Genomic DNA, 25,819 nt, shown 5'->3' with positions numbered 1-25,819 from the left:
TGGTGAGGCGAGAGGCGGAGAAGCGGTCAGCTCGCGGTCGGGAAGGTGATCGTCTTGCCCGAGCCGGCGTCCTTGACCGCGGCGGCCGTGAAGGCGGCGAACTGCTTGGCGTCGGTGAAGCCGCCCTGGTAGCGCTCGCCGTTCACGAACACGGTCGGGGTGCCGAAGCCGCCCGAGGTCGGGTTCTTGAGCTGCGAGTTGGTGGTCGCATCCTGAGTCATGTTGGTCACGAACGACGCGAACGTCTGCTTGTTCACGCAGTCGGTGACGGTCTTCGAGTCGACCCCCGCATCCTTCAGGATCGAGATGATCTCGTCGTTCGTGAGGCCGGTGCCGGTCTGCTCGTTCGGCTGTTTGGCGAAGAGCGCGGCGTTCACGTCGAAGAACTTGTCCGGCGCGGAGTTGGCGACACAGGATGCGGCAGCCGCGGCGCGCGTCGAGTACTGCTTGTTCTGCGTGCTGTCGAGGATGGCGACCGGGTGGACCTCGAGGGTCGCCGATCCCTCCTGCAGCCACTGCTTGATCTGGCTGTTGTTCGTCGTCTCGAACTGCTCGCAGTAGGGGCACTGGTAGTCGAGCCAGATCTGGATGTGCGCGGTCTTGCCGTCGAGCTGCATCTTCGTCGGCGTGGGCTTGGCGCCACTCGCGATGGCCGGCGTCGTTGTGGCCTTCGTCGGCGCGGTCAGCAGGATCCCGCCGCTCGCCATGTTCTTCGGGTTGGCGGCGCTGGTGCCCCCGCCGACGCTCGTGAAGACCACGACGCCGATGATGGCGAGCACCGCGACGATGCCGACGATGACCGAGCTCTGAACGACGACCTTGCGGCGCTTGGCCTTCTTGGCGGCCTCTTCGCGCATGATCCTGGCGGTCTCGCGCGCCTCCTCACGGCGGTCGCGTTTGGTGGGTCCCGTGGTTCCCCTGCCAGTTGCCATTCAGCTCATCCCATCGAACGGTGGACAGTACTCTCAAGAATCGTAGGGGGCTTTAGCTTTGAAGGGGCTGTACCGGGTGGCCTACCGTGGAGGCATGCAGTCGATGGATCGAGCCAGCTGATGTCCGACCAGTCCGCCGACGAGGGCGGTCGCCACGCCAATGAGGGCCGCGACACCGCGGGGGCGGACTACGCCGAGCGCCTGCACCGCCTCGACACCTCCTGGTGGCGGCGGACGCTGAACGTGCAGGCGCCGTACCGGTGGAACATCCGCCGCCTCCACCTGGGGCGGGTGCTGGATGTGGGCAGCGGTCTCGGCCGCAACCTCGCGCACCTGGGCAACAACGGTGTCGGGGTCGACCACAACGCGGAGTCGGTGGCGATCGCGCGGGCGCGGGGGCTCACGTCGTACACGAGCGACGAGTTCCCGACGACGCAGCACGCCAAGCCGGGCGCCTTCGACTCGATGCTGCTGGCGCACGTCGTGGAGCATGTCGACCCGGACTTCGCGGTCGAGCTGGTGCGGATGTACCTGCCGTACGTGAAGCCGGGCGGTCACGTCCTCTTCATCACACCGCAGGAGCGCGGCTACGCGAGCGACGCCACCCACGTGACGTTCACCGACTTCCACGGCCTGCACCGCCTGGCGGACCGCGTCGGCCTGACCGTCGAGCGCCAGTACTCGTTCCCGCTCCCGCGCTTCGCCGGCAAGGCGTTCACCTACAACGAGTTCGTGATGCTGACGCGCATCCCGGGGTGACCGGCTGGCGCGGCATCCATGGGTCGCAACACGCCGTTACGCCGCGACGATAACGGCGTGTTGCGACCCATAGATGCCCGGCGCTAGTCCGCGGTGGCGGGGGCGCGGCCCAGCTCGACGTCCTCGACGCGGGAGCGCGGCATCGCGAGGCCGGCCACGATCGTCAGGACTGCCGCGATCGCGACCGCGACGAAGACCGCGGTGGACGCCGCCTGGATGGTCGCGGGCGAGTGCGCGCCGCCGGCGGAGGCGCCGATGATCGCGTTGGCGATCGCGCCGAAGACGGCCACGCCGACGGCGCTGCCGATGGAGCGGGCGAACATGTTGCTGCCGGTCACCACGCCGCGCTCGTTCCACGGCACGCTCGACTGCGCGGCGATGAGCGTCGGGGTGGCGATCAGGCCCATCCCGAGTCCGACGATGAAGCAGCTGACCGCGACCCAGAGCACCGACGGGGTGACGGAGGTCACGGCGAGGGCCGCGGCGCCGACGATCGCGATGGCCATCCCGACGAGAGCGGTGTTGCGGAAGCCGATGCGCAGGTAGAGCCGCCCGGACTGGCTCGCCGCGAGCGGCCAGCCGAGGGTGAGGGCGGCGACGGCGAGCCCGGAGACGATGGGCGCGACGCCGATCGTCCCCTCGAGGTAGGTGGGCACGTACGAGGTGAGACCGATCAGGATGCCGCCCACTCCGAGCGAGATGAGCGTCGTGGTGACGAGCAGCCGCCGGGAGAACACCCACAGCGGGAGCACGGGCTCGGCTGCCCGCCGCTCCACCAGCACGAAGGCGATGAGGAGCGCGCCGCCGAGGGCGAAGGAGCCGATGCTCCAGATCGAGTTCCAGGCCCACGCCTGCCCGCCCTCGAGCACGGCGAGGATGAGGAGGGTCATGCCGCCCGTCAGCAGCGCGGAACCCGCGTAGTCGATGCGGTGCTTCGTGCGCTCGATGCTCTCGTGGAAGCTGCGGAACAGCATCCACGCGGCCAGGATGCACAGTGGCACGTTGACGAAGAAGATCCACCGCCACGACAGGAACTGCGAGAACACGCCGCCGAGCGTCGGCCCGACGACGGAGGAGATCGCCCAGACGCTGGCCAGGTAGCCCTGCGTCTTGGCGCGTTCGGCGACGGTGTAGATGTCGCCCGCGATGGTCATCGACATCGGCTGGATGGCGCCGGCGCCGAGGCCCTGCACGGCGCGGAACGCGATCAGCGCGGGCATGCTCCAGGCGAAGCCGCACAGCACCGACCCGAGGAGGAAGAGCGCGATGCCGATGAGGACGATGGGCTTGCGCCCGAGCGTGTCGGACAGCTTCGCGTAGACGGGGACGGACACCGCCTGCGCCAGCAGATAGATCGAGAACAGCCACGGGAACTGCGTGAAGCCGCCCAGGTCCTGCACGATCGAGGGCACCGCCGTCGCGAGGATGGTCGAGTCGATCGCGACCAGCCCCGTCGTCAGCATCAGGGCGATGAGGATGGGGCCGCGCTCCGACCGGAAGCCGACGCTCGCTCGGGTGGGTTCGTTCATATCGGTCAACAACGTGCCACACCACGCTGAATTCCCGCTTGACGTGAAAGAGCATCCGCACGACAATCTGAAACATGTCTTTCACATCGGGTAGGCCGGAGCGGCGGACCACCGTCACGGACCCGCGCGCCCTCCGCGCGCTCGCGCATCCACTTCGCCTCGTGCTGCTGGACCACCTCATGTCGTTCGGCCCGCGCACCGCGAGCGAGTGCGCGGCGGTGGTCGGCTCCACACCCTCCAACTGCAGCTACCACCTGCGGGCGCTCGCCAAGGTCGGGCTGGTGGAGGCGGTGGAGGCGACCGACGGCCGCGAGCGTCCCTGGCGGTCCGCCTCCACCGGGCTGGCGTTCGGCCGGTCCGACGACCCGGAGTTCGCGATCGGATCGGACACCGTGGAGCGCGCGCTGGCCGACCGGCAGGTCGACGACGAGGGCGCGCTGGTGCACCGTGCGATCGCCCAGCGCGACGAGCAGCCGGTGGAGTGGCGCGAGGCCAGCATGCTCAACGGCTACGCCCTGAAGCTGACGCCCGCCGAGCTGCGGGAGCTGGGGGAGAAGCTGGATGCGCTCATCCGCCCGTACATCGCCCTCACCCGCGCGGATGCGCCGGAGGGCAGCGACGTGGTGGCGCTGCACCTCAACGCGTTCCGGCATCCGGACTCGATCGCGGCGGCGCGGGCGGCCGCGGCCGCGGACGACGAGGGGGACCGCTCATGACTACCGCCGAGAAGCCGAAGCCAACCCGCTCCCGCTCCCCGCTCCTCCGGCGCGACTTCGCCCTCATCTGGACCGCCGGCCTCGTCTCCGACACCGGCGACTGGCTGCTGATGATCGCCCTGCCCCTGTTCGCCCTCGCCGCGACCGGGTCGGCGCTGGGCGCATCCACCGTGTTCCTCGTCGAGCTGGTGCCGATGCTGCTGGTCGGCAGCTTCCTCGGGGTGCTGGTCGACCGGTGGGATCACCGCCGCACGATCGTCGTCGTGGCGCTGCTGCAGGGCGTGCTGCTGCTGCCGCTGCTGTTCGCGAGCGCCGACCGGATGGGCATCGTCTACGCCGTCGCGGCGGTGGAGGCGGTGCTCGGCGCGATCATCAACCCCGCGCGGCAGGCGATGATCCCGCAGCTCGTCGGGGCCGACCAGCTCGCCCGCGGCAACGCCCTGATCGCGGTGAGCGACAACCTCGCCCGGCTGATCGGTTCGCCGCTCGGCGGCCTGGCGTTCGCGGTCTGGGGCCTGCCGGGCGTCGTGATCGCGGATGCGGCGTCCTACGCGATCACGGCCGTGCTGGTCGCCGTGAGCCGTCCGCATCCCGTCGCGCCTCCCGCCGGGGAGGAGCCGGCGGCGCAGGCCGAGCGGCGCATCCTGCGCGAATGGGCGGAGGGCCTCGCGCTGATCGCCCGGTCCGCGACCCTGCGTGCGCTGGCCCTCATCGCGGCGCTCGCCGGCGTCGCGCAGGGCCTGTTCCTCGTGCTCTTCCTCGTCTACGTCACGCAGAACCTCGGGGCGGGCGACACCGGGGCGGGGATCATCCGCGGCGTGCAGGCCATCGGCGGCGTCCTCGGCGGTCTGGTGACCGGCCTCCTGGCGCGCCGCCTCGGACCGCGCTCGCTCGTCGGAGGCGGCTACCTCCTGTTCGGGATGCTGTCCCTGCTCACCTGGAATCTCGCACCGTTCACCACCGCGCTGTGGATCTACGCCGGCCTGTTCATCGCGATGGGACTGCCCGCGGTGACGACGGCGACCGGCGAGATCACTCTGGTGCAGACGGCCGTGCCGCCGCGCGCGCTCGGCCGGGTGATCGCGGCGATGACGACGCTCGACGGCGCGGCCCAGGCGGTCGGCTTGCTGCTGGGCGGCCTGCTGGCCGACTCGGGCGACATCGTGCCGATCCTGGATCTGCAGGCGTCGCTCTACCTGCTCTGCGGCGTCATCGGGATCGTCGCCCTGCGCGGTACGAGCCGTCTTCCGCAACCGGCCACCGGGCGCTAGTGTGGCGCCACCGTGGTCCTTCCGGAGGTGGAAGATGTCGTCTCGCGCACCCGTGTTCCGCCGTACCGCCGCAGCCGCGGTGCTCGCCGCGGCCGCCCTCTCGGGGCTGACCGCCTGCGACCTGTTCGCACCGCAGGACACCCTCTACATCCAGGCGGCCAACGTCGGCGCGAGCGCGACCGTCGGCGACGTGTTCGTCGGCAACATGGTGCTGGTCGCGGGCGATAAGAAGGGGACGGACGCCAACCTGGTCGTGACGCTCGTGAACACCGGCCCGAAGACGCAACAGGTGAGCATCCAGCCGGCCGGGTCGCAGTCGATCGAGGTCACGGTGAAGCCGCGCGCCACCAAGCGGCTGGGCGATCCGCCCACGGAGGAGACGCTGGTGACCGACCTGGATGCGAAGCCCGGCTCGCTCGTCACGGTCACCGTGAACACCGGGGGCGACTCGGTCGGCCTCCAGGTGCCGGTCGTCACCGGAGCGCTGACGGCGTACAGCACGCTGACGCCGGAACCCTGATCCGGGGGCCGCCGCGCATCCACGCGGCCGCCGTCCATTCGCTCCGCGCGTGCATTGGCGCGAAACTCGCCCGGGTTCCCGCTGATTCCGCGGATGTGAACGTAGGGTGTCGGTGTGTGGCGACTGGACAGGAAGACCGACGATGACGACGCGACGTCGGACATCGCAGAGGATGACGCCCTGAACCCGCGCACGACCACGGCGCCCCACGCCCTGAGTCTCGGCGACCCGGCCCTCGTCGCCGGCAACATCGCGGAGCCGGTGTGGCGGCGCTGGCGGGAGGAGATCGCGCGCGTCGGCGGCGATTCGCCGCTGCTCCACTTCGAGGACAGCCCGCGCACCCGCATCGAGCTCAGCACGACGCATCCGGGCGGCCTGCCGCAGTTCATCACGGGTCAGAGCACGCTGCTGTCGAGCCTCATCCGCGACGAGCTCGCGCTGCGCACCGCGCGGGCGGCCGCGAACGCGATCACGGCGAAGGGCATCGAGCTGCGGTCGGTCCGCGGCATCGACACGGTGCACCTGGCGATCGGACTCGCCCAGTGGCGGCACGGCGCCGACGAGTTCTTCGCGCCCATCCTGCTGCGCCCGCTCGCGATCCGCCGCTACGGCCGTGACTTCGAGCTGAAGCTGAAGGGGCAGACCTACCTGAACCCCGAGCTGGCGCGCGCTCTCAACGAGCAGTTCCAGATCACGCTCGACGCGGACGCCTTCGTGGCACTCGCCGTCGAGGGCGGCGTGTTCAAGCCGCAGCCCGTCATCGACCGCCTGCGCGGCCTCACGTCGCACCTGCCGTGGTTCAACGTGCAGCCGCGGCTCGTCGCATCCTCGTTCGCCGATGTCGCCCCCGCCCTCAGCGAGGAGGCCCGCGATCTCGACACCGTGCTGCTGGATGCGCTGGCCGGCAACCCGACCGCCCGCTCGACGGTCGAGGGCGCCTTCAACCCGGTGGAGCCCATCCGCCAGGACGAGCGCCCGCCCGCGACCGACACCCTCCTGCTCGACGCCGACGAGGCGCAGGAGAACGTGGTCGCGCAGATCGCCGCGGGCAACTCGCTCGTCGTGAAGACGCTGCCCGGGACCGGCGGAACGCAGACGATCGTGAACGCGATCGGCGCGCTGGTCGCCCAGCACAAGCGCGTGCTGGTCGTCAGCCCGCGCCGCTCCAGTCTCGACGACATCGCCGGGCGGCTGACCCAGGCCGGGCTGCCCGGCCTCGCGGTCACCCCGCGGACCCTCCGCCGCGACCTCGTTCAGTCGATCGGCCGCAACGAGAAGGCCACGCAGCCGAAGGTCACCGACGTCGACGAGGCCCTGGTGCGCCTGCGCAAGGTGCTGGTCGACTACCGCGCGGCGCTCACCCGGCGCGACCCCGTGCTGCGGGTGTCGGTGCTGGATGCGCTGCGCGAGCTCTCGCGCCTGTCACTGCTTCCGGCGCCCCCGTCGACGACGGCCCGTCTCGGCCGCCGCGCGATCGAGGCGCTCGCCCGCGACCGGGACGCGTCCGCCGACGCGCTCATCCGCGCCGCACGGCTCGGCGAATTCCGCTACGGCCCCAACGACTCGCCCTGGTACGGCGCCTCCTTCGCGACCACGGAGGAGGGCAAGTCGGCGCACGAGCTCGCCAAGAAGCTCAACCGCGCCGAGCTGCCGCGCCTGCTCGACCGCGCTAACGCCCTCATCGGGCAGACACGGATGCGCCCGTTCGCGTCCATCGTCGAGCTCGGCGTCTACCTGCGGCTGCTGCTCGACATCCGCGAGACGCTCGACAAGTTCACGCCGTCGGTGTTCGACCGCTCGCTCACCGAGCTGATCGCGGCCACCGCATCCCGTCGCGAGTCGCCCTCGATGTCGAGCGCCAACCGCCGCCGCCTGCGCAAGCACGCGCTGGAGTACGTGCGCCCGGGCGTGCACGTCACCGACCTGAACGAGGCCCTGCGGCGCATCCAGCAGCAGCGCATCCTGTGGAACCGGTTCGCCGTCGCCGGCGTCGTGCCCGAGGTGCCGGTCGGCATCGCGGACGTGCAGGTCGCCTACCAGCGCGTCGCCGAAGACCTGGCGCGCCTCGACATCCCGCTGCGCCGCACCGGCACCCCGCAGTCGCTGGCTGCGCTGCCGGTGGACGAGCTGACCCGGCAGATCGCCGGCCTCGCCGCCGAGTCCGAGGTGCTCGCCAACCTGCAGGAGCGCACCGCGCTGCTGACGCAGCTGCGCGACCTGGAGCTCGACCCCCTGATCTCGGACCTGTCCGTCCGCCACGTCCCCGAGACGCAGGTCAGCGCCGAGCTGGAGCTCGCCTGGTGGCAGTCCGTGCTCGAGTCGCTGCTCGCCTCCGACCGCGCCCTGCTCAACGCCAACACCGGCGTGCTCGACCGGCTCGAGGCCGACTTCCGGCTCGTGGATGAGGCGCACGCCTCCGCCACCGGCAAGCAGCTCGCGTGGATGCTCGCCGAGACCTGGAAGATCGGGATCGTCGACTGGCCCGACGAGGCGGCCGCCCTCAAGCGCCTGCTGAAGAGCAGCGTGCCGACCGCGACGTCCCTCAACGAGGCCGCTCCGCACCTCGCCCGCCCGCTCGCGCCGGTGTGGCTGATCTCGCCGTACGAGATCCCGTCGATCGGCCGCGAGGTCGGCTTCGACGCGGTGCTGCTCGTGGACGCGGGTGCGTCGAGCCTCGCCGAGAACGTGCCCGTCATCCGTCGCGCCCGCCAGATCGTCGCGTTCGGCGATCCGGTGACGCAGACGCCCTCGCGGTTCGACATCGGCGTGCACGAGTACGGCACGACGGTCGAAGAGGTCGACGTGGATGCGCTGCACGCCGACTCCGCGCTGGCCCGGCTCTCCGAGCTGCTGCCCGTGTACACGCTCAGCCGCAGCTACCGCGCCGGCGGCGAGGACCTGGCGGAGCTGGTCAACCGCCGCTTCTACGGAGGGATGATCGACTCCCTCCCGTGGGCCGGAACCTATCTCGGCCACGGCAGCCTCGCCCTGCACTACGTCACCGGCGGACAGGGCATGCCCGACAGCGACACCGGAGCCGTCGAGTCGACGGACGCCGAGGTCGCCAAGGTCGTCGAGCTCGTGCTGGCGCACGCCACCGAGCGGCCCCGCGAATCCCTCATGGTCATCACCGCGAGCGAACGGCACGCGGTGCGCGTGAACCAGGCCGTGCTGGCGGCGTTCGCCAAGCGCTCGGAGCTGGCCGACTTCATCCTCGGCGACCGTGCGGAGCCGTTCACGGTCGTCACGCTCGACCAGTCGGTCGGGCAGAGCCGCGACCGTGTCATCTTCTCGATCGGTTACGGGCGCACCCCGCACGGCCGGCTGCTGTCGAACTTCGGCGCCCTCGCCGAGCCGGGCGGCGACCGCCTGCTCGCCGTCGGCATGACCCGCGGACGCCGCGGCATGGACATCGTCTCGTGCTTCAAGCCCGACGACATCGACGAGTCGCGGATGCGGCACGGCATCGCCGCCCTCGCCCAGGTGCTGGGGGAGGCGGACCAGCTGCAGACCGCGGCGCCCGAGTACCTCAGCCCGGACGCGGACCCGATGGTGCTCGACCTCGCCAAGCGCCTGGCGCGCCGCGGGCTGGAGGTGCACCTCGGCTACCGGGGCAAGCTCACCCTCGTCGCCTCGCACGAGGGCCGCGCGGTGGTCGTCGAGACGGATCAGGACGTGTCGAAGGGCAGCCTCCGCGAGTCGCTGCGCCTGCGCCCGGACGTGCTGCGCCGCCTCGGCTGGCACTACCTCCGCGTGCACAGCTTCGAGCTGTTCGCCGACCCGGACGCCGTGGCCGGCCGCATCGCCAAGCTCATCGGCAAGGGCGAGCCGGACGCGCAGACGGCGCCGATCACGCTGCCGACGGTCTGACGGGTCCGTCTAGGCTGGAGGGGTGAGCGAGACCCCCGGACGCCGACGGCACCGCCGTGTGCAGCGCCCCGGCGCGCCCGGCTCCGACCCGGCCCCGCGGGTCGAGCCGCGCGACGAGGAGGCGCCCGCGGCAGACTCCGACAACGCGCCCTCGTGGTCGTCGAACGACGACCGGCTCCGCCGCGACGTGCCGCCGCACTGGTGACGGCGGGGTCCGTCTCGCGTCCCGTTCCGTCGGTCTGTCGCCGCTCCGGTCTCGTCGGCCCTTCGCCGAGTGGTGACTAGATGTCGCAAGTCACGCCGGATTCCCGCCACGACTCACCACTGGGCGAGCGGTAGCGGCCGGCGGCTCCGGCGCGCGGTGGCGCCCGGCGGTGGACTGGGCGCCGTTCCGCGGCGGCCGGGTACGCCCATCCCGCCGAGTGGTGAGTAGATGTCGCAACTCGCGGCGGATAGGCGCAACGAGTCACGGCTCGGCGAAGGGAGCCGCCGCGCGGCGCGTCAGGGGAGCGGGTCGGCGTGCTTGCCGGGGGCCTGCGGCGGCGCCTGCTGCGTCTGGAGGAGGTCGCGGATCTCGGTGAGGAGGTCGAGCTCGGTGATCGGCGCCTCCGGCTCGACGACGCCCTTCTTGCGCAGACGCTCGGCGCGCTTCTTGATCGTGTTCAGCGGGTAGACGAAGACGAAGTAGACCACGACCGCGACGATCAAGAAGTTGATGATCGCGCCCAAGACGGCGCCGAACTTGATCTGCGACCCGTTCAGCGACACGATCATCGCGCTGTCGAGGGTGCTGGCCTTGAAGAACGCACCGATCAGCGGGTTGATCAAGTTGTTCACGATCGACGTCACGACGGCGGTGAACGCCGCGCCGATGACGACCGCGACCGCGAGGTCGATCACGTTGCCGCGGAGGATGAACTCCTTGAAGCCCTTGAGCATGAGGTGGCGAGCCCTTCTATGCGGCGGAGCCCGACGACGGAGTCGACGGGGTCGAGGAGGTGGAGGACGACGAAGACGAAGAGCCCGAAGACGAGGATCCCGAGGACGACGAGGACGACCCCGAAGAAGACGACGCCCCGGCCCCCTTCGACCCGCCGCGCGAGTCCGTCCGGTAGAAACCGGAGCCGTTGAACGTCACGCCGACCGCGCCGAACACCTTGCGGAGCGACCCTCCGCAGTTCGGGCACACGGTGAGGGCGTCGTCGGTGAAGGCCTGCTGGATGTCGAAGGCGTGGCCGCAGTCGCGGCACGAGTAGGAGTAGGTGGGCATTCTTCTTCCGCTGCGCTCCGGGATGGGATGGGTCGGGTCAGGTGAACTGGACGATCCGGGTCGGCGTGACCGCGCCATCCACCGGCTGGTCGTGACGCTCGCGCGGCACCTCGTCCACGAGTTCGCCGTCGAACAGGACGGCATACACCGGAGGACATTTTTCCATGCTCCCGAGCGTCTTGTCGAAGTACCCGCGGCCCCAGCCCATCCGCATCCCCGTCGCGTCGACCGCCGCGGCCGGGACCAGGATGAGGTCGACGTCGTTGATCGCGATCGGCCCGAGCAGCTCGCCGACCGCCTCCGGCAGCCCGAACAGCCCCTCGGTCTCCGTCTCGCCGTCGCCGGTGGTCCAGTCGAGCAGCCCGTCCTCGCGCGAGATCGGGAGCAGCACGCGCAGCCCCTGGGCATGCGCCCAGTTGAGGAACGGGCGCGTGTCGGGCTCGATGTTCGTCGAGAGGTAGGCCGCGACGGAGCGGACGGACAGGTCCGTCGCCAGGTCGACGAGGTTGCGGGTGATGCCCGCCGTCGCCGTCTGACGCTCGGTCGTGGTGAGGTTCTGCCGGCGCTCGCGCAGCTCCGCGCGCAGGGCGCGCTTGCGATGAGCGGCAGTGTCCGAGTCCATACGGCAATCCTAGGAGATGCCATCCTGTACGCCGCAGAAATGCGGATACTGTAGGCGGCATGGCTAATCACGACCGCGTTACGAAAGCAGTGATCCCCGCAGCCGGCCTCGGAACACGCTTCCTCCCGGCGACGAAGGCGATGCCGAAGGAGATGCTGCCGGTCGTGGACAAGCCCGCCATCCAGTACGTCGTCGAGGAGGCCGTGGACGCGGGCCTGCACGACGTCCTGATGATCACGGGCCGCAACAAGAACGCCCTCGAGAACCACTTCGACCGCAACGCCGAACTGGAGGAGACGCTCACCAAGAAGGGCGACACCGACCGGCTCGAGAAGGTCAACTACTCGACCGCTCTGGCCGACATGCACTACGTGCGACAGGGTGACCCCAAGGGCCTCGGCCACGCGGTGCTGCGCGCGAAGATGCATGTGGGTCGCGAGCCGTTCGCCGTGCTGCTCGGCGACGACATCATCGACGCGCGGGACGACCTCCTGCGCCGGATGCTGACGGTGCAGGCCCAGCGCCACGCCAGCGTGGTGGCTCTGCTCGAGGTCGACCCCGACTCCATCCACCTGTACGGCGCCGCCGCGGTCGAGGCGACCGACGAGGACGACGTGGTCCGCATCACCGGTCTGGTCGAGAAGCCCGACAAGGAGCACGCACCGTCGAACTACGCCGTCATCGGCCGCTACGTGCTGCGTCCCGAGGTCTTCGACGTGCTCGAGCGCACCGAGCCGGGTCGCGGCGGAGAGATCCAGCTGACGGATGCGCTGCAGTCGATGGCGGAGGCGCCCGACTGGACCGGCGGCGTGTACGGCGTCGTCTTCCGCGGACGCCGCTACGACACCGGCGATCGCCTCGACTACATCAAGGCGATCGTGCGCCTGGCCGTCGACCGTGAGGACCTCGGGCCGGAGCTCCGCCCGTGGCTGCGCGAGTTCGCGGCCGACCTCGCGGACGAGCCCGTGGAGTTCGTCTCGGAGATGCCGGCCGACCCGACCGGCCCCATCCAGACGCTCTCCGCCCGGGACCGCTGACGGCCGGCTGAAGGAGGAGTACGTGGCGATCGTGGTCCCCACCCTCACCGAGGGCCGCGTGGGGTTGCGACCCATCCGTCTGCGGGATGCGCGCGGCCTGGAGCGCTCGCTGCTCGACAACCGCGGATGGCTACGGCAGTGGGAGGCGACCAGCCCGTACGCGCCGGGGTCGTTCGACACCCGGGCGAGCATCCGGTCGCTGCTGGCGAACGCGCGGGCCGGGCACGGCCTCCCGTTCATCGTGGAGTGGGACGGGAAGCTCGCCGGCCAGCTGAACGTCTCGTCGATCGCGTACGGCTCGCTGTCGAGCGCGACCATCGGCTACTGGATCGCGCAGGAGTTCGCCGGGCGCAACATCACGCCGACCGCCGTAGCGCTGGCGACCGACTACTGCTTCTACCAGCTGGGGCTGCACCGGATGGAGATCTGCATCCGGCCGGAGAACGCGCCCAGCCTCCGCGTGGTCGAGAAGCTCGGCTTCCGGTACGAGGGCTGCGCCGCCGCTACATCCACATCAACGGCGACTGGCGCGACCACTTCTGCTTCGGGCTGGTGTCGGAGGAGCTCGACCAGGGCGTGCTGCGCCGCTGGCTCGACGGCAACGTGCCGGCGGATGCGGCCGTGATCCCGGCGGAGGATCGGGCGGCCGCGGCCATCCCGCTGCCGATCGCACGTCACCGGTGAGTGGTCTGAGAGAACTCTGGATCGCGTGACACACCCTCCCGCCTGACGGGGGCCCGGCGGTCGCCGCCCCTACCGTAGAGGCATGAACGGGGATGTGATGGGCGGTGGGGTGATCGTCGCCGTGGCGGCCGCCCTCTGGCTGGCCTATCTCGTCCCGGTGTGGCTGCGCCGGCGGGAGTACCTGGCGACCGAGCGGAACGCCGTGCGGCTGCAGCAGACGCTCCGCATCCTGGCCGAGACCAGCGAACTGCCGGACGAGGTCCGCATGGAGGCGACCGCGCGCACGGTCGCCGAGCAGCAGCGCATCCTGCGCAAGGCGGAGCAGAAGAGCCTGGCCGCGGCCCGGGCCGAGGCGGCGGCGCATGCGCGTCGCGAGCAGGCGATCGCGGAGGAGCGGCGTCGCGCTGCGGAGGAGGCCGAGCGGGCCGCCGCCGCGGCGATCGCGATGGAACGCGCGGCCCGCGCCGCAGCGGCCCAGCGGGCGCGCGCGCTGGCGACGAGCGCGGCGGCGGTTCCGCTGTCGCCGCAGCGCCGGCGCCGGCTGCGCCGGACGCGCGCGCTCTCGACCCTCGTGCTGGTGGCCGGTCTCGCGGGACTCGTCGCGGGAGCCGTGCTGCTGTTCGAGACGGGCGCGTGGATGCTCGCCGCCGCATCCGGGGCCGCCGTGGTGCTCTCGGTGTGGATGCTCGGCCGCCTGGCGCGTCCGCAGCATGCGGCGGTCGCAGCGCAGCCGGTGGTCCGGACGTCCGCCGTCGCGCCGGAACTGTACGACGACGCCCAGCACGACCTGCCGGTGCAGGAGCGGCTGCGGCAGAGCTGGACGCCGCGCCCGCTGCCGAAGCCGCTGCACCTGTCGCCGGGGACCGTCGCCGCGGCGGCCATGGCGTCGGTGGATGCGGCGGCCGAGCTGCGGCGCGCGGCGGCCCGGGCCGAGTTCGAGCGAAAGGCGGCGGAGGTCGCCGAGGTCGTGGCGCCGGTGCCTGCGCCGGTCGTGCTGCGGCCGGTGGCGGCGGCTTCGGTGGCGACGGCTTCCATTGCGACTGCGGCGGCTGCGCCTGCGACGGCTGAGGGTGCTGCCGTCTCCGAGCCGATGGCCGTCCCGAGCCGCTACGCGAGCATGGGCGTCCTGGATGAGGCGGAGACCGGCAGCCTCGACCTGGATGCCGTCCTCCGCCGCCGCCGGGCCGCCAGCTGAGCCCGTCTCGATTTCGACTCCGCCGACGTGGGGTGCTAGGCTTTGTGAGCAGTTCCAAGGGGCTATGGCGCAGTTGGTAGCGCGCTTCGTTCGCATCGAAGAGGTCAGGAGTTCGAATCTCCTTAGCTCCACCACCACGCACAGGGCCGCCCGAATCGGGCGGCCCTTTCTGCATCTCCTGAGGTGCTCGAGTGCAGGCTCAGACGACCAGCAGCACCGCGAGCACGGCCATCAGCACGGCGATCGCGCCGTCGAGGATCCGCCAGGCGATCGGCTTGGCGAACACCGGCGCCGCGAACCGCGCGCCGAAGCCGAGCAGGCCGAACCAGAGCAGGCTGGCGGTCGCCGCACCCGCTCCGAACACCCAGCGCCCAGGATCGCCGTGCGACGCGGAAAGCGATCCGAGGAGCAGCACTGTGTCCAGGTAGACATGCGGGTTCAGCCAGGTGATCGCCAGGCACGTGGCCACCGCGGCGGCGAGGGAGCCCGCCACGGCGCCGGACGTCGTCAGCGCCTCCGGCTTCAGTGCACGACGGGCGGCGAAGATCGCGTAGCCGATGAGGAAGGCGAAGCCCGCCCAGCGGACGATGCCGAGCGCGAGCGGGGCGTTCTTCACGAGCACGCCGATGCCCGCCACCCCGGACGCGATGAGGATGGCGTCGCTGAGCACGCAGATGACGACGACGGGCAGCACGTGCTGCCGGCGGAGCCCCTGGCGGAGGACGAAGGCGTTCTGGGCGCCGATCGCCACGATGAGGGATGCCGCCGAGCCGAGGCCGGTGAAGAAGGTTGCGATCACCATCCGACGCTACGGTCCGTGAGTTGCTAAGTACAGCTCAGGATACTTACGTTGCATTAGCCTGGCTTCATGACGGTGGGTGCTGACCAGGTGCGCACGCTCGCGGCCGTGATCGACGGTGGAACGTTCGACGCGGCGGCGCTGGTGCTCCGCATCACACCGTCGGCCGTGAGTCAGCGGATCAAGGCGCTCGAGGAGCAGAGCGGCCGCGTACTGGTGCGCCGCAGCAAGCCGGTTCAGGCGACCGAGGCGGGAAGCGTCCTCCTCCGTCTGGCCCGCCAGCTGGCGCTGCTGGAGGCGGAAGCCGAGGCAGCGCTGGCGGGCGACGGTGAGACGACGGCCGCCGTGCCTCTGGTGGTGAACGCCGACTCCCTGGCCACCTGGGTGCTGCCGGCGCTCGCCCGGGTCGAGGGCATCGCGTTCGAGTTGACGCTGGACGATCAGGAGCACACGCTGGACCGGCTGCGCGACGGAACCGCGATGGCGGCCATCGGATCGGACCCGGAGCCGGTGCAGGGCTGCCTCTCGCGTCCGCTGGGGTCGATGGTCTACCGTGCCGTGGCGAGTCCGGTCTTCGCGGACCGCTGGTGCGCGGGAGGATGGACTCCCGAGGCGGCTGCGGTCGCCCCCGTGCTGGTGTTCGACCGGAAGGACGCGCTGCAGGACCGCTACCTCGGTCGGTTCGCCCCTGGGGCCCGCCCGCCGCGGCACTTCATCCCGGCCTCGACGCAGTTCGTCGAGGCTGCCGTCCTGGGGCTGGGCTGGGGGATGCTGCCGGACATCCAGGCGGACGAGCTCGTCGCGTCCGGCCGGCTGGTCGTGCTCGACGAGACCGGTGTCGAGGAGGTGCCGCTGTTCTGGCACCAGTGGTCGCTGCGGTCCGCCGCGCTCGATGCTGTCGCGGGCGCGATCGCTGACGAAGCCGCGCGCGTGCTGCGCCCTACAGTGTCGCGAGCACCAGGTCGAGCGCGTCCACGAACCGGTCGGCGCTCTCCCGCGTGATGCAGAGCGGCGGCTTGATCTTCAGCACGTTCTTGTAGTCGCCGGTCGGCTGGACGATGCAGCCCTCCGCGAGCATCCGGTCGCAGACCAGTGCCGCCTCCGCGGTTGCCGGCTTCAACGTCTCGCGGTCGAGCACGAGTTCCATGCCGAGGTACAGGCCCATGCCGTGGACCGCGCCGACGAGGGGATGCCGCCGGCCCAGCTCACGCAGGCGGCCGGCCAGGTGGTCGCCGACGGTCGCGGCGTTCTGTTGCAGCGCCTCGTCGCGCATGACGTCGAGGACGGTCAGCCCGACGACCGACGAGACCGGGCTTCCACCGGCGGAGGAGAAGAAACTGCCCTCCACCGCGAACGACTCGGCGATCTCCCGCCGCGTGATCACGGCGCCGAGCGGCTGGCCGTTGCCCATCGCCTTCGCGATCGTGATGACGTCGGGCACCACGCCCTGCTGCTCGCTGCCCCAGAAGTAGTGGCCGAGGCGCCCGTACCCGACCTGCACCTCGTCGGCGATGCAGACGCCGCCCCGGGCACGGATGCGCTCGTAGACGCCGGCGAGGTACCCGTCGGGCAGCATCAGCCCGCCCGCGTTCCCGAACACCGGTTCGGCGATGTAACCGGCCACCTCGATGCCGGCCGCGTCGAGCTCGGCCAGATCGGCATCCAGGTCGGCGAGGTAGGCCGCTCCGGAGTCCGGTCCGGTGTGCGTGCCGCGGAGCGAGTTGGGGGCGGCGACCAGCTTCACCCAGTCCGGGCGCGTTTCGAGGGCTCGCGGATTGTCCCCCAGGGAGGAGGACACCGCATCCGACGCCATCGTCCAGCCGTGGTACGCCTCGGTGACGGCGAGGATCGTGCGCCGGCCGGTGTGGATCTGCGCCAGCCGCAGGGCCAAGTCGACGGCTTCGCTGCCGCTGTTCACGAGGAAGACCGTGTCGAGCCCCTCCGGCGCGATCTCGGCGAGCCGCTCGGTGAACCGGGACAGCTCGTCGTAGTGGAAGCGCGAGTTCGTGTTGAGTCGCGCCCACTGATCGCGGACGGCCTCCACGAGACGCGGATGTCCATGCCCGATCTGCGTGACGTTGTTGACCATGTCGATGTAGCTCTGAGCCTGCGTGTCGACGAGGTGGTGCCTCCAGCCGCGCTCGATCAGCGGTGGATGCGCGAAGTAGTGCTCCTGCACGGGTGCGAACGTCGCATCCCGCCGCGCGAGGGCGGCGTCCGGGTCGGGTGGGATCACGGAGAGATCGATGCCGAAGAGGGCGGACGGGTCGGGGAAGACCGCGGACCACTCGGCGAGCGGAATCGTCGGCGACACGAATGCCGGCGGTCGGTGGCCGGGCAGCGTGCTGAGCTGGGCGGTGAGACGTACCGCCGTTCCGATCGGGTCGCCCGCCCGGACGGCGGCGGTGGCGAGCGGACGCGTCAGCCCGTCGAGCCACAGTTCGACCCCGTTCGCGCGGAGCAGCCACGTCCCGTCGGTGAGGGCGAGCTCGCCGTCGAACGGAGCGGTGACCTCGATGCCGGAAGGCGCGTCCAGTGTGGCGGCGAGGGCGACCGTGGCGGACGGCAGCGAGCGGTCGGTGCGGGCGCGGGTGAGTCGCGCCTCGCCGTAGCGGGTGAGGGCGTGGCCGTGCTCCCGGCAGACGCGGGCGAGCACCGCATCTTCGGCGTCCGGTCGGAGCCAGGCACCCGCGTCGAGGTCACGGGCGTTCACCGACAGGTCGGCGATGTTCGGCGCGGTCGACTCCAGCGCGACGAGTCGGCCGAGCTCGAAGGCGGCGATGGTGGACGAGCCCGCCTCCGCGGACGCCAGGCGACGCCGGATCAGCGTCTCGATCTCGGCGGCGTCGAGGCGGCGGGCGACATCGAACGCGACCCATTCGTGGGCACGGTTCTCGTCGGCGTAGACGTTGTCGGCCTCCAGCGCGACCTGCTGTTCGCCGCTGACGACGAGGACCGCGCCGCGCAGGACGACGAGCGGCCACAGGGCGGCGAGGTCGGCATCGTCGAGAGGGGCCTCGGCATGGAACGCCTCGATGACCTCCAGCACCGCGAGCGGCTCGTCGGGGACGTGGTGCAGGGCGCTCGCGACGGTCGCAGCGAGTTCGGCGACCAGCCAGCCGTCGGAGACGTCGCCGAAGTCGATGACGCCCGGGCCCTCGTCTCCGAGCACGATGTTGTCGTCGGTCACGTCGCCGTGAACGGCCTGAACGCGCAGACGCCCGCGCAGCGGCTCGATGCGGGACAACGCCGCATCCGTCGCCTCCCGTACGACGGCGCGCTTCGCCGGCTGCTCGACGTGCTCCAGCAGCAGGTCGACCACCTCGCCGCTGATCCGGGCATCCCACTGGGTGGTGCGTTCGAGGCCCGGGTGGCGGAGCCCGGCCAGTCCACCGGCGACGCGCCCCGCGAGCCTGCCGAGCGTGCGGAGTTGCTCGGGGGTCGGACGCCCCACCTCGGTCAGCGGTTCGCCCTCGAGGTAGCGGAGGACCCGGGCGAGAAGCGCGACGCCCCGCACCTCCACCTCCACCAGCTCCTCGCCGTCGACCGAGCTGACCACCTCGGGGATGCGGATGCCCGACTCTGCGAGAGCGGTGAGGGCGGCGTTCTGCGCGCGGAGCTCATCCGCCGAGAAGACCGGATTGGCGAGCTTCAGGACGTACCGCTCGCCGCCGGTGTCGATGCGGAAATTGCGATCCTGGTTGCTGCCCAGCTCGGTGATGCCGCCCTCGAGACCGAAGTGAGCGGACGCGATCCGCACCGCGTCGTCGGGCGCGACGTCGGGGCGCGGGAGGGCGGGCTGGGTCAGGAAATCGAAGTTCGGCAACAGGGCTCCAGGGCTCGGGTGGCGGCTGTTCGTCAGTCTATTGAGGGGCCACCGACGCTGTGTCGAGCGCTTCCGAGATTGTGGACAAGCTGCCGATTGTGGAGAGATCGGCTCACGTTGATAACAGCCAGTATCAGCACGGGTTCTGCCCAGCCAACGCTCGGGAGACGCCGCGTAGCCTGAAGTCGTGAAGCCCTGGAGGACCCCGCTCGTCGCATTCGCGATCGATGCCGCGCTCGTGACCCTCTTCGTGCTGATCGGCCGCCGGAGTCACGGCGAGGCGAACTCCGCCGCGGGGGTTCTGGAGACGCTGTGGCCGTTCCTCATCGCACTGGTCGTCGGGTGGCTGGTCACCTGGGCGTGGCGGCGGCCGCTCGCCATCGTCTGGCCGGGTGTCCCGGTCTGGCTGATGACGGTCGCGCTCGCGATGCTGATCCGCACCTCCGCCGGCCAGGGCGTCGAGCCCTCGTTCATCGCCGTCGCGGCGGTCGTGCTCGGCGCGTTCCTCGTCGGCTGGCGCCTGATCGCGCTGCCGTTCGCACGCCGCCGGTCACGGCAGGCGCGCCAGGCAGCGCACGCGCAGGCTCAGGCGCAACTCCGCGCTTAGCGGCGCTGCCTCACTTCGACGGGCTCACTACACCGGGAACCATCCACGGGGCATCACCCCACGACCTGGAGCTCGCGGGTGGAATTGTTCAACCGGCGTGCGCCGTTCTCCTCGGCGACCACGATGTCCTCGATGCGCACGCCGAACCGGCCGGGCAGGTAGATGCCCGGTTCGATCGAGAAGCACATCCCCGCTTCGATCGGCCGCGTCTCGCCCTCGACCATGTAGGGCGGCTCATGCGTGGTCACGCCGATTCCGTGCCCGACCCGGTGGATGAAGAACTCGCCGTAGCCCGCATCCCGGATCACCGCACGGGCGGCTCGGTCGACCTCCTGGCAGGGCACGCCCACCGCCACGGCCTCGAACGCCGCCTGCTGCGCCCGCCGGACGGTCTCGAAGACCTGTCGCTCCTCGTCGGTCGGCTCGCCCACGTGCACGGTGCGAGTCGTGTCGGAGCCGTAGCCGTCGAGCAGGCCGCCGAAGTCGAGCACGACCATGTCGCCCTCGGCGATGACGCGCGCACCCGGATCGTGATGCGGGTCGGCGCCGTTCGGCCCGGACGCGACGATCGTGAAGTCGACCTGCTGGTGGCCGTGCTCGCGGAGCAGCCGGTCGAGGTCGGCTGCCACCTGCAGCTCGGTGCGCCCGGCGAACGGGAGGCGCACCACCTCCGAGAAGACGGCATCGGCCGCGGCGCCGGCGGCTGCGAGACGGTCGACCTCCCCGGCGCCCTTGACGGCTCGCAGCATCGGCAGCGCTTGCGAAATCGCCTCGAACCGCGCACCGGGCAGCTTCTGTTGCAGGCCGAGGAGGTGCATCGCCCAGGTCGCGTCGGAGATCGCGTAGCGCCCTTCGGGCCGCAGGAGGTCGGCCGCCGGGACGTACTCGTCGGTCCCGTCCGCCCAATCGATCACCCGGAGCGCCGCCGCCGCGCGCGTGCCGGTCGCGCCGCCCCGCTCGAGGGCCGGCACCAGCAGGGTGGGTTCTCCCTCTGCCGGGATGACGAGGAGTGTGATGCGCTCCGTCGTCGCCATCGGAAGGTAGTCGGCGAAGTAGGCGAGGTCCGGCCCAGGAGCGACGACGAGTCCGTCGAAGCCGGCCTCGGCGGCGTGCCGGGCGCCGCGTTGCAGCCTGTCGGCGAAGTGCCGTGCCGTGATCTGCTCCATGGTTCCGTGCCCCTCTGCTCTCCGCTACTCCTCGACGGGCCCCAGCCACGCGTTCGCAACCGTGTTGTGTGCGGATTCCGCGTCGGATGGGTGGAAGATCCCGGCGAGCACGTCGCGATACAGCCGGCCGAGTTCGTTGCCCGAGAAGAAGGTGGATCCGCCCGAAACGCGGATGGCCTGGTCGACGACGCGCCGTGCCGTCTCGGTCGCGCGGACCTTCAGCCCGACGAGCTTCGGGAACCAGAGCCGGCCGTGGTCGGCAAGGGAGTCGACGTCGCCGGCCAGCGCATCCAGCTGGGGCAGCAGGGCATCCTGATCGATCGCGGCCTCCGCCACGCGCCAGCGGATGTCGGGGTCGGCCGCATAGCTGCGGCCCTCGTTCTTGAGGCTGGTGCGACGATGAGCGGAGGCCACGGCCAGGTCGAGGGCGCGTGCGCCGATTCCGGTGTAGACGGCCGCGAGCAGGATCTCGAAGTTCGCGAAGATCGCGAACACCAGCGGATCGGGGTTGGGGCCCGGGTCGAGTCTGCGGACGATGCGGTCGGCGGGCGAGCGGGCGCCATCCAGCACCGTCGTGTTGCTCTGCGTGGCACGCATGCCGAGCGTGTCCCAGTCTTCGCGGATCTCGAACCCGCCGCCGGTGCGCTCGATGAACCCGTAGACGATCTTCGGCGCGTCTGCGCTCGTGCTGTCGAGGCCCATCGTGCCCAGCCGGGTCCAGGCGGGGGAGAGGGAGGTGAAGATCTTGCGCCCGTGGAAGCGATAGGACCCGTCGGCCCCTGGCCGCGCATCCGTGGTCGAGCCGAACAGCACGAGGTCGTTGCCCGCCTCGCTCAGGCCGAAGGCGAAGACCTCGCCCGCACCGGCCTCGCGCAGCACGAACTCGAGCGAATCGTCGCCGCGGTCGCGCAGCGTCTTGGCGATCCCCGTCCACACCAGGTGCATGTTCACGGCGAGCGCCGTCGCCGGGGCCGCGCCGGCGAGACGCACCTGCAGCCGTGCGGTCTGCTGGAGGCTGAGCCCGAGCCCGCCGAGTTCGACCGGCACCAGCGTCCGAAGATAGCCGCGATCGGCCAGCTCCGCGAAGTCTTCGGTGAAGAAGCGGTTGTCGCGGTCGTAGTCGGCGGCGCGCTCGCGGAAGCGCTCCAGCAACTCGTCCGGCAGGAGCTCGGTCGTGTGGGGGTGTCGTGCTCGGTCACGCTCCTCAGATTAGGCGAGCGTGACCGGGCCCGGCAGGCGTCCTCCGAAATTGTGGAGAACGTATCCCCGTGTGGATTACTGGGCGGTGTAGCCGCCGTCGACCAGGTGGTAGCTGCCCGTGATGAAGCTGGCCGCGTCCGAGGCGAGGAAGGCCACGAGTGCTGCGACCTCCTCCGGCTCGCCCAACCGGCCCAGCGCGTGCTTGCCCTCGAGGAAGCTGAGTGCGTCGGCATCCAGGTTCGCCTCCACCAGCGGCGTGCGGATGAAGCCGGGACCGACCGCCACGACGCGCACGTTCTTGCCCGCATACTCCAGCGCGGCGTTCTGCGTCAGACCGAGGAGAGCGTGCTTCGCGGTGACGTAGGCCGAGGAGTTGGCGAAGCCGACACTGCCGAGGATGGACGCCATGTTCACGATCGCGCCGCCTCCGTTCGCGCCGATCGCGTCGAGCTGGGACTGCATCCCGTAGAAGACGGCATTGAGGTTCACCTCGATGACCTTGCGCCACGAGTCGAGCGGGTAGTCCCCGACGGGGCGGCTGCGCCGCCGATGCCGGCGTTGTTGACGGCGATCCGGAGCGGGGCCAGTTCGTTGGCGGCCGCCACGCTGGCGTCGGCGAAGGCCGGGTCGGTCACGTCGCCCGCCAGCGCTTTCGCCGTGCCGCCTGCGGCCTCGATCTCGGCGACGACCGCGTTGGCGTGCTCCTCGTTCAGGTCCGTCACGAGAACGGAGGCACCGCTCGCGGCAAGGCTGAGAGCGACTGCGCGGCCGATGCCCGATCCGCCTCCGGTCACGATGGCGGACCGGCCGGCGACGTCGTACTGAGCCATGGAAGATCTCCTTTCGTTATCCGACACTTGTCGGATAAGTCCATTGTACGATCGTCCGGTGGATGCCCGCCAGCAGAAGACCTACGCCCGCCTCAGCGCCGCCGTGCTCGAGCTGGCGACCCGCGGGCCGGTCGGCGATGTCACCGTCTCGGCGCTCGCGGCGGCCGCCGATGTGCACCGCTCGACGGTGTACGAATACGCGGGTTCGCCGGCGGACCTGCTGCAGCGCGTCCTCCGCTCGGAGCTCGACACCCTCCGCTCGGAGTACCTCCTCGACGTGGAGCCATCGGATGCGGCCGCCGCCGTCATCGGCGTCACCCGGGCGGTGCTGCGCCATGTCGACCACTACGACGTCATCTACCGTCGCGGGCTCGGCGCGGAGAGCGGCTCCGCCAGCCTCCACGCGATGCTGAGCGAGCACTTCCAGGGGTCCGTCGAGTTGCTGCTGGAGCAGCATTCGCTGGTGGTTCCCGCCGAGGACGACACCGATCGGCGCGCGATCGCCCGGTGGCTCGCCGACGGCACCATCGGCGCCATCGACGTCTGGCTGACACGCCCGCGTCCCCGCGACGTGGATGCGTTCCTCGCGCTGGTCGGCCGGCTCACTCCCGCCTGGTGGCCGGGAGGCTGACGCGGGCCAGTCCGTTCGCCGGGTGGCCGCGCGGGGATCGGTTCGTGCAACGTGCCGAGACAGGCGTCGGCCAACATCCGCCACCGGTTCTGCGGCCGGCGCACAGCGCATACGCTGGCGGTATGGAACAGCGCATTCTCGGCGGGACCGGACGTGAGGTCTCGGTCGTCGGACTCGGCACGTGGCAGCTCGGGGCGGACTGGGGCGACGTCTCCGAAGACGACGCCCTCGCGGTGCTCGAGGCCGCCGCCGAATCGGGCGTCACGTTCTTCGACACGGCCGACGTGTACGGCGACGGGCGCAGCGAGCAGATCATCGGGCGGTTCGTGACCGAGCATCCCGAGCTCCCGCTGACCGTGGCCACCAAGATGGGCCGCCGGGAGGCGCAGGATCCGGCGAACTTCACGCTGGCGAAGTTCCGCGAGTGGACGGACCGCTCGCGCCGCAACCTCGGCGTGGACCGGCTCGACCTCGTCCAGCTGCACTGCCCGCCCACTCCGGTGTTCTCCACGGACGCGGTCTACGACGCGCTCGACACGCTGGTCGAGGAGGGCGCGATCGAGAACTACGGCGTAAGCGTCGAGACCGTGGATGAGGCGCTCGCCGCGATCGCGCGACCCGGCACGGCGACGGTGCAGATCATCCTGAACGCCTTCCGCCTGAAGCCGCTGGACCGGGTGCTTCCCGCGGCGCGCGAGGCGGGGGTGGGAATCATCGCGCGCGTGCCGCTCGCGTCGGGGCTGCTGAGCGGCCGGTACACCGAGCAGACGACGTTCGCGGCGGACGACCACCGCACGTACAACCGCCACGGCGAAGCGTTCGACGTGGGCGAGACGTTCTCGGGGGTGGACTACGAGGAGGGCGTGAAGGCGGCTCGCGAGTTCGCGGAGCTCGTGCCCGACGGCGTGACGCCGGCGCAGGCCGCGATCGCGTGGATCATCGCTCAGGACGGCGTGACGACGGTCATCCCGGGCGCCCGTTCGCCCGAGCAGGCGCGCGCGAACGCGGCGGCGGGGTCGGTCCGCCTGCCCGACGGGTTCGACGCCGGAGTGAACCGCATCTACGACGACCACTTCCGCGCCGCCGTCCACCCGCGCTGGTAGCGCGTCGTGCGTCGCGCGCCGGCGCGCTCCGGTGCGTCCTGGCATCCCGGTCTCCCCGCCGAGTGGTGAGTACATGTCGCAACTCGGCCCGAATACCGACCGTTTCTCACCACTCGGTCCAGGGGTCCAGCGGTCCGGTCCCGCCGATTGCCGAGCGGTGAGGAGACGTCGCAACTCGACCGTGTCCGGCGCATCTACTCACCACTCGTGAACAGTGCGCGGCGGACACGAGCCAGGAGAGCGGTCGGATCGGCCAGGTCGGCGGCGGTCGCCCGTATGACCCGCCAGCCGAGGTCTTCCAGGCGGCTCTGGCGCCGGATGTCCTTGTGCCATTGGTCGCGGATGACCCGGTGGTAGTCGCCTTCGTACTCGATGACGAGCCGCTGATCGGGATACGCCATGTCGACCCGCGCCACGAAGGCGCCGTCCCGGGCGTGGATGCGGTAGTTCAGCTCCGGCGGCTCGAGCGCCGCATCCTGCAGCACGATGCGCAGAGTGCTCTCCCCGGGCGACTCCGATCCGGGACGGATCAACGGGATCGCACGCTTCGCCCGGCTGACACCCCGCCGGCCCCGTGCGCGATCGGCCGCCTGAAGGAGGTCTTCGACTGTCGCCAGCTCGGACGCGACCAGGAAGTCGCCGGCGATGACGAGCTCTTCTCGGCGCAAGGATGCCGCCAGTTCGATCCACACGTCCGCGGGCTCCGGGATCGGGAGCCCGTCGCGTTGGACGAGGCAGGATCGTGACGCGACATGGCCGGCCACGCCGGTGATCTGTGGCGCACGAGCCGGAGCCGCGACCGACACATGGACGCGTTCATCCTCCGCGAGCCGGGTGGGGAGTGGGATTCCGAGGAGCCGGGCGGCCGTCAGATGGCTGAACCACATCCCCGTCGGCCGGTGGAGCAGAAGGGCGCGGCAGCGCGTCAGCAGGTCTGCGTCGGACGGTGCGCGGACTCCCCGCACGGGGCGGATGAGATCGGGAGAGCGCATGCGCCCGCGGCCGACGCCGAGGCGGGCGGCGTCGGTCACGCGGAACGGCTTCCAAGACAGCTGACCGGGCAGCGGAGTGGTGTAACGACCCATGGGCACACCCTGCCCCACGCGCGCGAATCGCGTCGGAAGTTATCCACAGGGGCGCATCGAGTGGTGAGTGGATGCGCGAATCCGCGGCGAGTCGCGACATCTACTCACCACTCGGCGGGGAGGCGGAAGGGCGCGAGGGGGCACTCAAGGTCGAGTGGTGAGTCCTG

General features: G+C 71.0%; 22 protein-coding genes, 1 tRNA gene and 2 pseudogenes. 14 read left to right on the top strand and 11 right to left on the bottom strand.

Going from position 1 to position 25,819, the window contains the following annotated elements; translation table 11 throughout:
• Positions 1-26: 26 nt before the first annotated feature.
• Entirely contained in the window at positions 27-932 is a 906-nt protein-coding gene (locus ACQ86M_RS09725) for a DsbA family protein (protein WP_431245293.1), read from the bottom strand.
• A gap of 120 nt (positions 933-1,052) precedes the next feature.
• Between ACQ86M_RS09725 and ACQ86M_RS09720 the strand changes: the two genes are divergently transcribed.
• The gene (locus ACQ86M_RS09720; protein WP_431245292.1) at positions 1,053-1,691 is read left to right on the top strand and encodes a class I SAM-dependent methyltransferase; all 639 of its coding nucleotides are present in this window, start codon (positions 1,053-1,055) and stop codon (positions 1,689-1,691) included.
• An 83-nt stretch (positions 1,692-1,774) separates the two neighbouring features.
• Here the strand turns inward: ACQ86M_RS09720 and ACQ86M_RS09715 are convergent, their stop codons facing one another.
• On the bottom strand, positions 1,775-3,220 hold the full coding sequence (locus ACQ86M_RS09715) for an MDR family MFS transporter (protein ID WP_431245291.1): 1,446 nt from the start codon (positions 3,218-3,220) through the stop codon (positions 1,775-1,777).
• A 74-nt stretch (positions 3,221-3,294) separates the two neighbouring features.
• Between ACQ86M_RS09715 and ACQ86M_RS09710 the strand changes: the two genes are divergently transcribed.
• From ACQ86M_RS09710 to ACQ86M_RS09690, 5 genes are all read left to right on the top strand, one after another.
• Positions 3,295-3,936 (top strand): ArsR/SmtB family transcription factor, encoded by a 642-nt coding sequence (locus tag ACQ86M_RS09710; RefSeq protein WP_431245290.1) that lies wholly within the window; start codon positions 3,295-3,297, stop codon positions 3,934-3,936.
• The gene (locus ACQ86M_RS09705) at positions 3,933-5,207 is read left to right on the top strand and encodes an MFS transporter (RefSeq protein ID WP_431245289.1); all 1,275 of its coding nucleotides are present in this window, start codon (positions 3,933-3,935) and stop codon (positions 5,205-5,207) included. The genes ACQ86M_RS09710 and ACQ86M_RS09705 overlap by 4 nt, the downstream gene beginning before the upstream one ends.
• 34 nt (positions 5,208-5,241) lie before the next feature.
• Positions 5,242-5,727, top strand: a complete 486-nt coding sequence (locus ACQ86M_RS09700) for a hypothetical protein (RefSeq protein WP_431245288.1) — start codon at positions 5,242-5,244, stop codon at positions 5,725-5,727.
• A gap of 114 nt (positions 5,728-5,841) precedes the next feature.
• Positions 5,842-9,597: an AAA family ATPase gene (locus ACQ86M_RS09695; protein ID WP_431245287.1), complete on the top strand. Its 3,756-nt coding sequence runs from the start codon at positions 5,842-5,844 to the stop codon at positions 9,595-9,597.
• 22 nt (positions 9,598-9,619) lie between these two features.
• Positions 9,620-9,802 (top strand): hypothetical protein, encoded by a 183-nt coding sequence (locus ACQ86M_RS09690; RefSeq protein ID WP_431218497.1) that lies wholly within the window; start codon positions 9,620-9,622, stop codon positions 9,800-9,802.
• Between the two features lie 296 nt (positions 9,803-10,098).
• On the opposite strand, the gene mscL is transcribed toward ACQ86M_RS09690, so the two are convergent.
• From mscL to ACQ86M_RS09675, 3 genes are read right to left on the bottom strand one after another with little or no spacing between them, the layout of a single operon-like run.
• On the bottom strand, positions 10,099-10,536 hold the full coding sequence (gene mscL / locus ACQ86M_RS09685) for a large-conductance mechanosensitive channel protein MscL (protein ID WP_431245286.1): 438 nt from the start codon (positions 10,534-10,536) through the stop codon (positions 10,099-10,101).
• 16 nt (positions 10,537-10,552) lie between these two features.
• On the bottom strand, positions 10,553-10,867 hold the full coding sequence (locus ACQ86M_RS09680) for an FmdB family zinc ribbon protein (RefSeq protein ID WP_431245285.1): 315 nt from the start codon (positions 10,865-10,867) through the stop codon (positions 10,553-10,555).
• Positions 10,868-10,904: 37 nt separating this feature from the next.
• Complete coding sequence (locus tag ACQ86M_RS09675) at positions 10,905-11,489, bottom strand: 5-formyltetrahydrofolate cyclo-ligase (protein WP_431245284.1); 585 nt, start codon at positions 11,487-11,489, stop codon at positions 10,905-10,907.
• A gap of 59 nt (positions 11,490-11,548) precedes the next feature.
• Between ACQ86M_RS09675 and galU the strand changes: the two genes are divergently transcribed.
• The 4 genes and pseudogenes from galU to ACQ86M_RS09655 all read left to right on the top strand — a co-directional run bounded on the left by galU (position 11,549) and on the right by ACQ86M_RS09655 (position 14,539).
• Entirely contained in the window at positions 11,549-12,526 is a 978-nt protein-coding gene (galU, locus tag ACQ86M_RS09670; protein ID WP_431245283.1) for a UTP--glucose-1-phosphate uridylyltransferase GalU, read from the top strand.
• 22 nt (positions 12,527-12,548) lie between these two features.
• Positions 12,549-13,210 (top strand): annotated as a pseudogene (locus ACQ86M_RS09665) (GNAT family N-acetyltransferase).
• An 82-nt stretch (positions 13,211-13,292) separates the two neighbouring features.
• Positions 13,293-14,405: a hypothetical protein gene (locus ACQ86M_RS09660; RefSeq protein WP_431245282.1), complete on the top strand. Its 1,113-nt coding sequence runs from the start codon at positions 13,293-13,295 to the stop codon at positions 14,403-14,405.
• 58 nt (positions 14,406-14,463) lie between these two features.
• Positions 14,464-14,539: transfer RNA gene (locus ACQ86M_RS09655), tRNA-Ala, on the top strand.
• 65 nt (positions 14,540-14,604) lie between these two features.
• On the opposite strand, the gene ACQ86M_RS09650 is transcribed toward ACQ86M_RS09655, so the two are convergent.
• Complete coding sequence (locus tag ACQ86M_RS09650; RefSeq protein ID WP_431245281.1) at positions 14,605-15,204, bottom strand: LysE/ArgO family amino acid transporter; 600 nt, start codon at positions 15,202-15,204, stop codon at positions 14,605-14,607.
• Between the two features lie 69 nt (positions 15,205-15,273).
• Here ACQ86M_RS09650 and ACQ86M_RS09645 point away from each other — a divergent pair, with 69 nt between their 5' ends.
• Positions 15,274-16,206 carry a LysR family transcriptional regulator ArgP gene (locus ACQ86M_RS09645; protein WP_431245280.1) on the top strand — a complete coding sequence of 311 codons (933 nt, stop codon included), beginning with the start codon at positions 15,274-15,276 and terminating at the stop codon, positions 16,204-16,206.
• On the opposite strand, the gene ACQ86M_RS09640 is transcribed toward ACQ86M_RS09645, so the two are convergent.
• Complete coding sequence (locus ACQ86M_RS09640; RefSeq protein ID WP_431245279.1) at positions 16,145-19,030, bottom strand: aminotransferase; 2,886 nt, start codon at positions 19,028-19,030, stop codon at positions 16,145-16,147. The two genes, ACQ86M_RS09645 and ACQ86M_RS09640, sit on opposite strands and share 62 nt — an antisense overlap.
• A 187-nt stretch (positions 19,031-19,217) precedes the next feature.
• Here ACQ86M_RS09640 and ACQ86M_RS09635 point away from each other — a divergent pair, with 187 nt between their 5' ends.
• Positions 19,218-19,637, top strand: coding sequence for a DUF3054 domain-containing protein (locus tag ACQ86M_RS09635; protein ID WP_431245278.1), 420 nt, complete (start codon positions 19,218-19,220; stop codon positions 19,635-19,637).
• Between the two features lie 53 nt (positions 19,638-19,690).
• Here the strand turns inward: ACQ86M_RS09635 and ACQ86M_RS09630 are convergent, their stop codons facing one another.
• The 3 genes and pseudogenes from ACQ86M_RS09630 to ACQ86M_RS09620 form a co-directional block, all read right to left on the bottom strand.
• Entirely contained in the window at positions 19,691-20,803 is a 1,113-nt protein-coding gene (locus ACQ86M_RS09630) for an aminopeptidase P family protein (protein ID WP_431245277.1), read from the bottom strand.
• 24 nt (positions 20,804-20,827) lie between these two features.
• Positions 20,828-21,955 (bottom strand): acyl-CoA dehydrogenase family protein, encoded by a 1,128-nt coding sequence (locus tag ACQ86M_RS09625; protein WP_431245276.1) that lies wholly within the window; start codon positions 21,953-21,955, stop codon positions 20,828-20,830.
• 123 nt (positions 21,956-22,078) lie between these two features.
• Positions 22,079-22,833 (bottom strand): annotated as a pseudogene (locus ACQ86M_RS09620) (SDR family NAD(P)-dependent oxidoreductase).
• 58 nt (positions 22,834-22,891) lie between these two features.
• Between ACQ86M_RS09620 and ACQ86M_RS09615 the strand changes: the two are divergent.
• Complete coding sequence (locus tag ACQ86M_RS09615; protein ID WP_431218485.1) at positions 22,892-23,464, top strand: TetR/AcrR family transcriptional regulator; 573 nt, start codon at positions 22,892-22,894, stop codon at positions 23,462-23,464.
• 122 nt (positions 23,465-23,586) lie between these two features.
• Positions 23,587-24,567 (top strand): aldo/keto reductase, encoded by a 981-nt coding sequence (locus ACQ86M_RS09610; RefSeq protein WP_431245275.1) that lies wholly within the window; start codon positions 23,587-23,589, stop codon positions 24,565-24,567.
• A 194-nt stretch (positions 24,568-24,761) separates the two neighbouring features.
• Here ACQ86M_RS09610 and ACQ86M_RS09605 read toward each other — a convergent pair whose 3' ends face one another.
• Complete coding sequence (locus ACQ86M_RS09605; RefSeq protein ID WP_431245274.1) at positions 24,762-25,652, bottom strand: endonuclease domain-containing protein; 891 nt, start codon at positions 25,650-25,652, stop codon at positions 24,762-24,764.
• Positions 25,653-25,819 lie beyond the last annotated feature (167 nt).

Source organism: Leifsonia xyli subsp. cynodontis, from assembly GCF_050632205.1.
Classification (GTDB): Bacteria; Actinomycetota; Actinomycetes; order Actinomycetales; family Microbacteriaceae; genus Leifsonia; species Leifsonia xyli_D.
The sequence above is the reverse complement of the archived record's forward strand: the minus strand, read 5'-3'. Positions and strand labels throughout refer to the sequence as shown.

Coding starts and splice junctions, on each gene's coding strand:
- ACQ86M_RS09725 (WP_431245293.1), bottom strand. CDS start 932: ATGGCAACTGGCAGGGGAACCACGGGACCCACCAAACGCGACCGCCGT.
- ACQ86M_RS09720 (WP_431245292.1), top strand. CDS start 1,053: ATGTCCGACCAGTCCGCCGACGAGGGCGGTCGCCACGCCAATGAGGGC.
- ACQ86M_RS09715 (WP_431245291.1), bottom strand. CDS start 3,220: ATGAACGAACCCACCCGAGCGAGCGTCGGCTTCCGGTCGGAGCGCGGC.
- ACQ86M_RS09710 (WP_431245290.1), top strand. CDS start 3,295: ATGTCTTTCACATCGGGTAGGCCGGAGCGGCGGACCACCGTCACGGAC.
- ACQ86M_RS09705 (WP_431245289.1), top strand. CDS start 3,933: ATGACTACCGCCGAGAAGCCGAAGCCAACCCGCTCCCGCTCCCCGCTC.
- ACQ86M_RS09700 (WP_431245288.1), top strand. CDS start 5,242: ATGTCGTCTCGCGCACCCGTGTTCCGCCGTACCGCCGCAGCCGCGGTG.
- mscL (WP_431245286.1), bottom strand. CDS start 10,536: ATGCTCAAGGGCTTCAAGGAGTTCATCCTCCGCGGCAACGTGATCGAC.
- ACQ86M_RS09680 (WP_431245285.1), bottom strand. CDS start 10,867: ATGCCCACCTACTCCTACTCGTGCCGCGACTGCGGCCACGCCTTCGAC.
- ACQ86M_RS09675 (WP_431245284.1), bottom strand. CDS start 11,489: ATGGACTCGGACACTGCCGCTCATCGCAAGCGCGCCCTGCGCGCGGAG.
- galU (WP_431245283.1), top strand. CDS start 11,549: ATGGCTAATCACGACCGCGTTACGAAAGCAGTGATCCCCGCAGCCGGC.
- ACQ86M_RS09660 (WP_431245282.1), top strand. CDS start 13,293: ATGAACGGGGATGTGATGGGCGGTGGGGTGATCGTCGCCGTGGCGGCC.
- ACQ86M_RS09645 (WP_431245280.1), top strand. CDS start 15,274: ATGACGGTGGGTGCTGACCAGGTGCGCACGCTCGCGGCCGTGATCGAC.
- ACQ86M_RS09630 (WP_431245277.1), bottom strand. CDS start 20,803: ATGGAGCAGATCACGGCACGGCACTTCGCCGACAGGCTGCAACGCGGC.
- ACQ86M_RS09610 (WP_431245275.1), top strand. CDS start 23,587: ATGGAACAGCGCATTCTCGGCGGGACCGGACGTGAGGTCTCGGTCGTC.
- ACQ86M_RS09605 (WP_431245274.1), bottom strand. CDS start 25,652: ATGGGTCGTTACACCACTCCGCTGCCCGGTCAGCTGTCTTGGAAGCCG.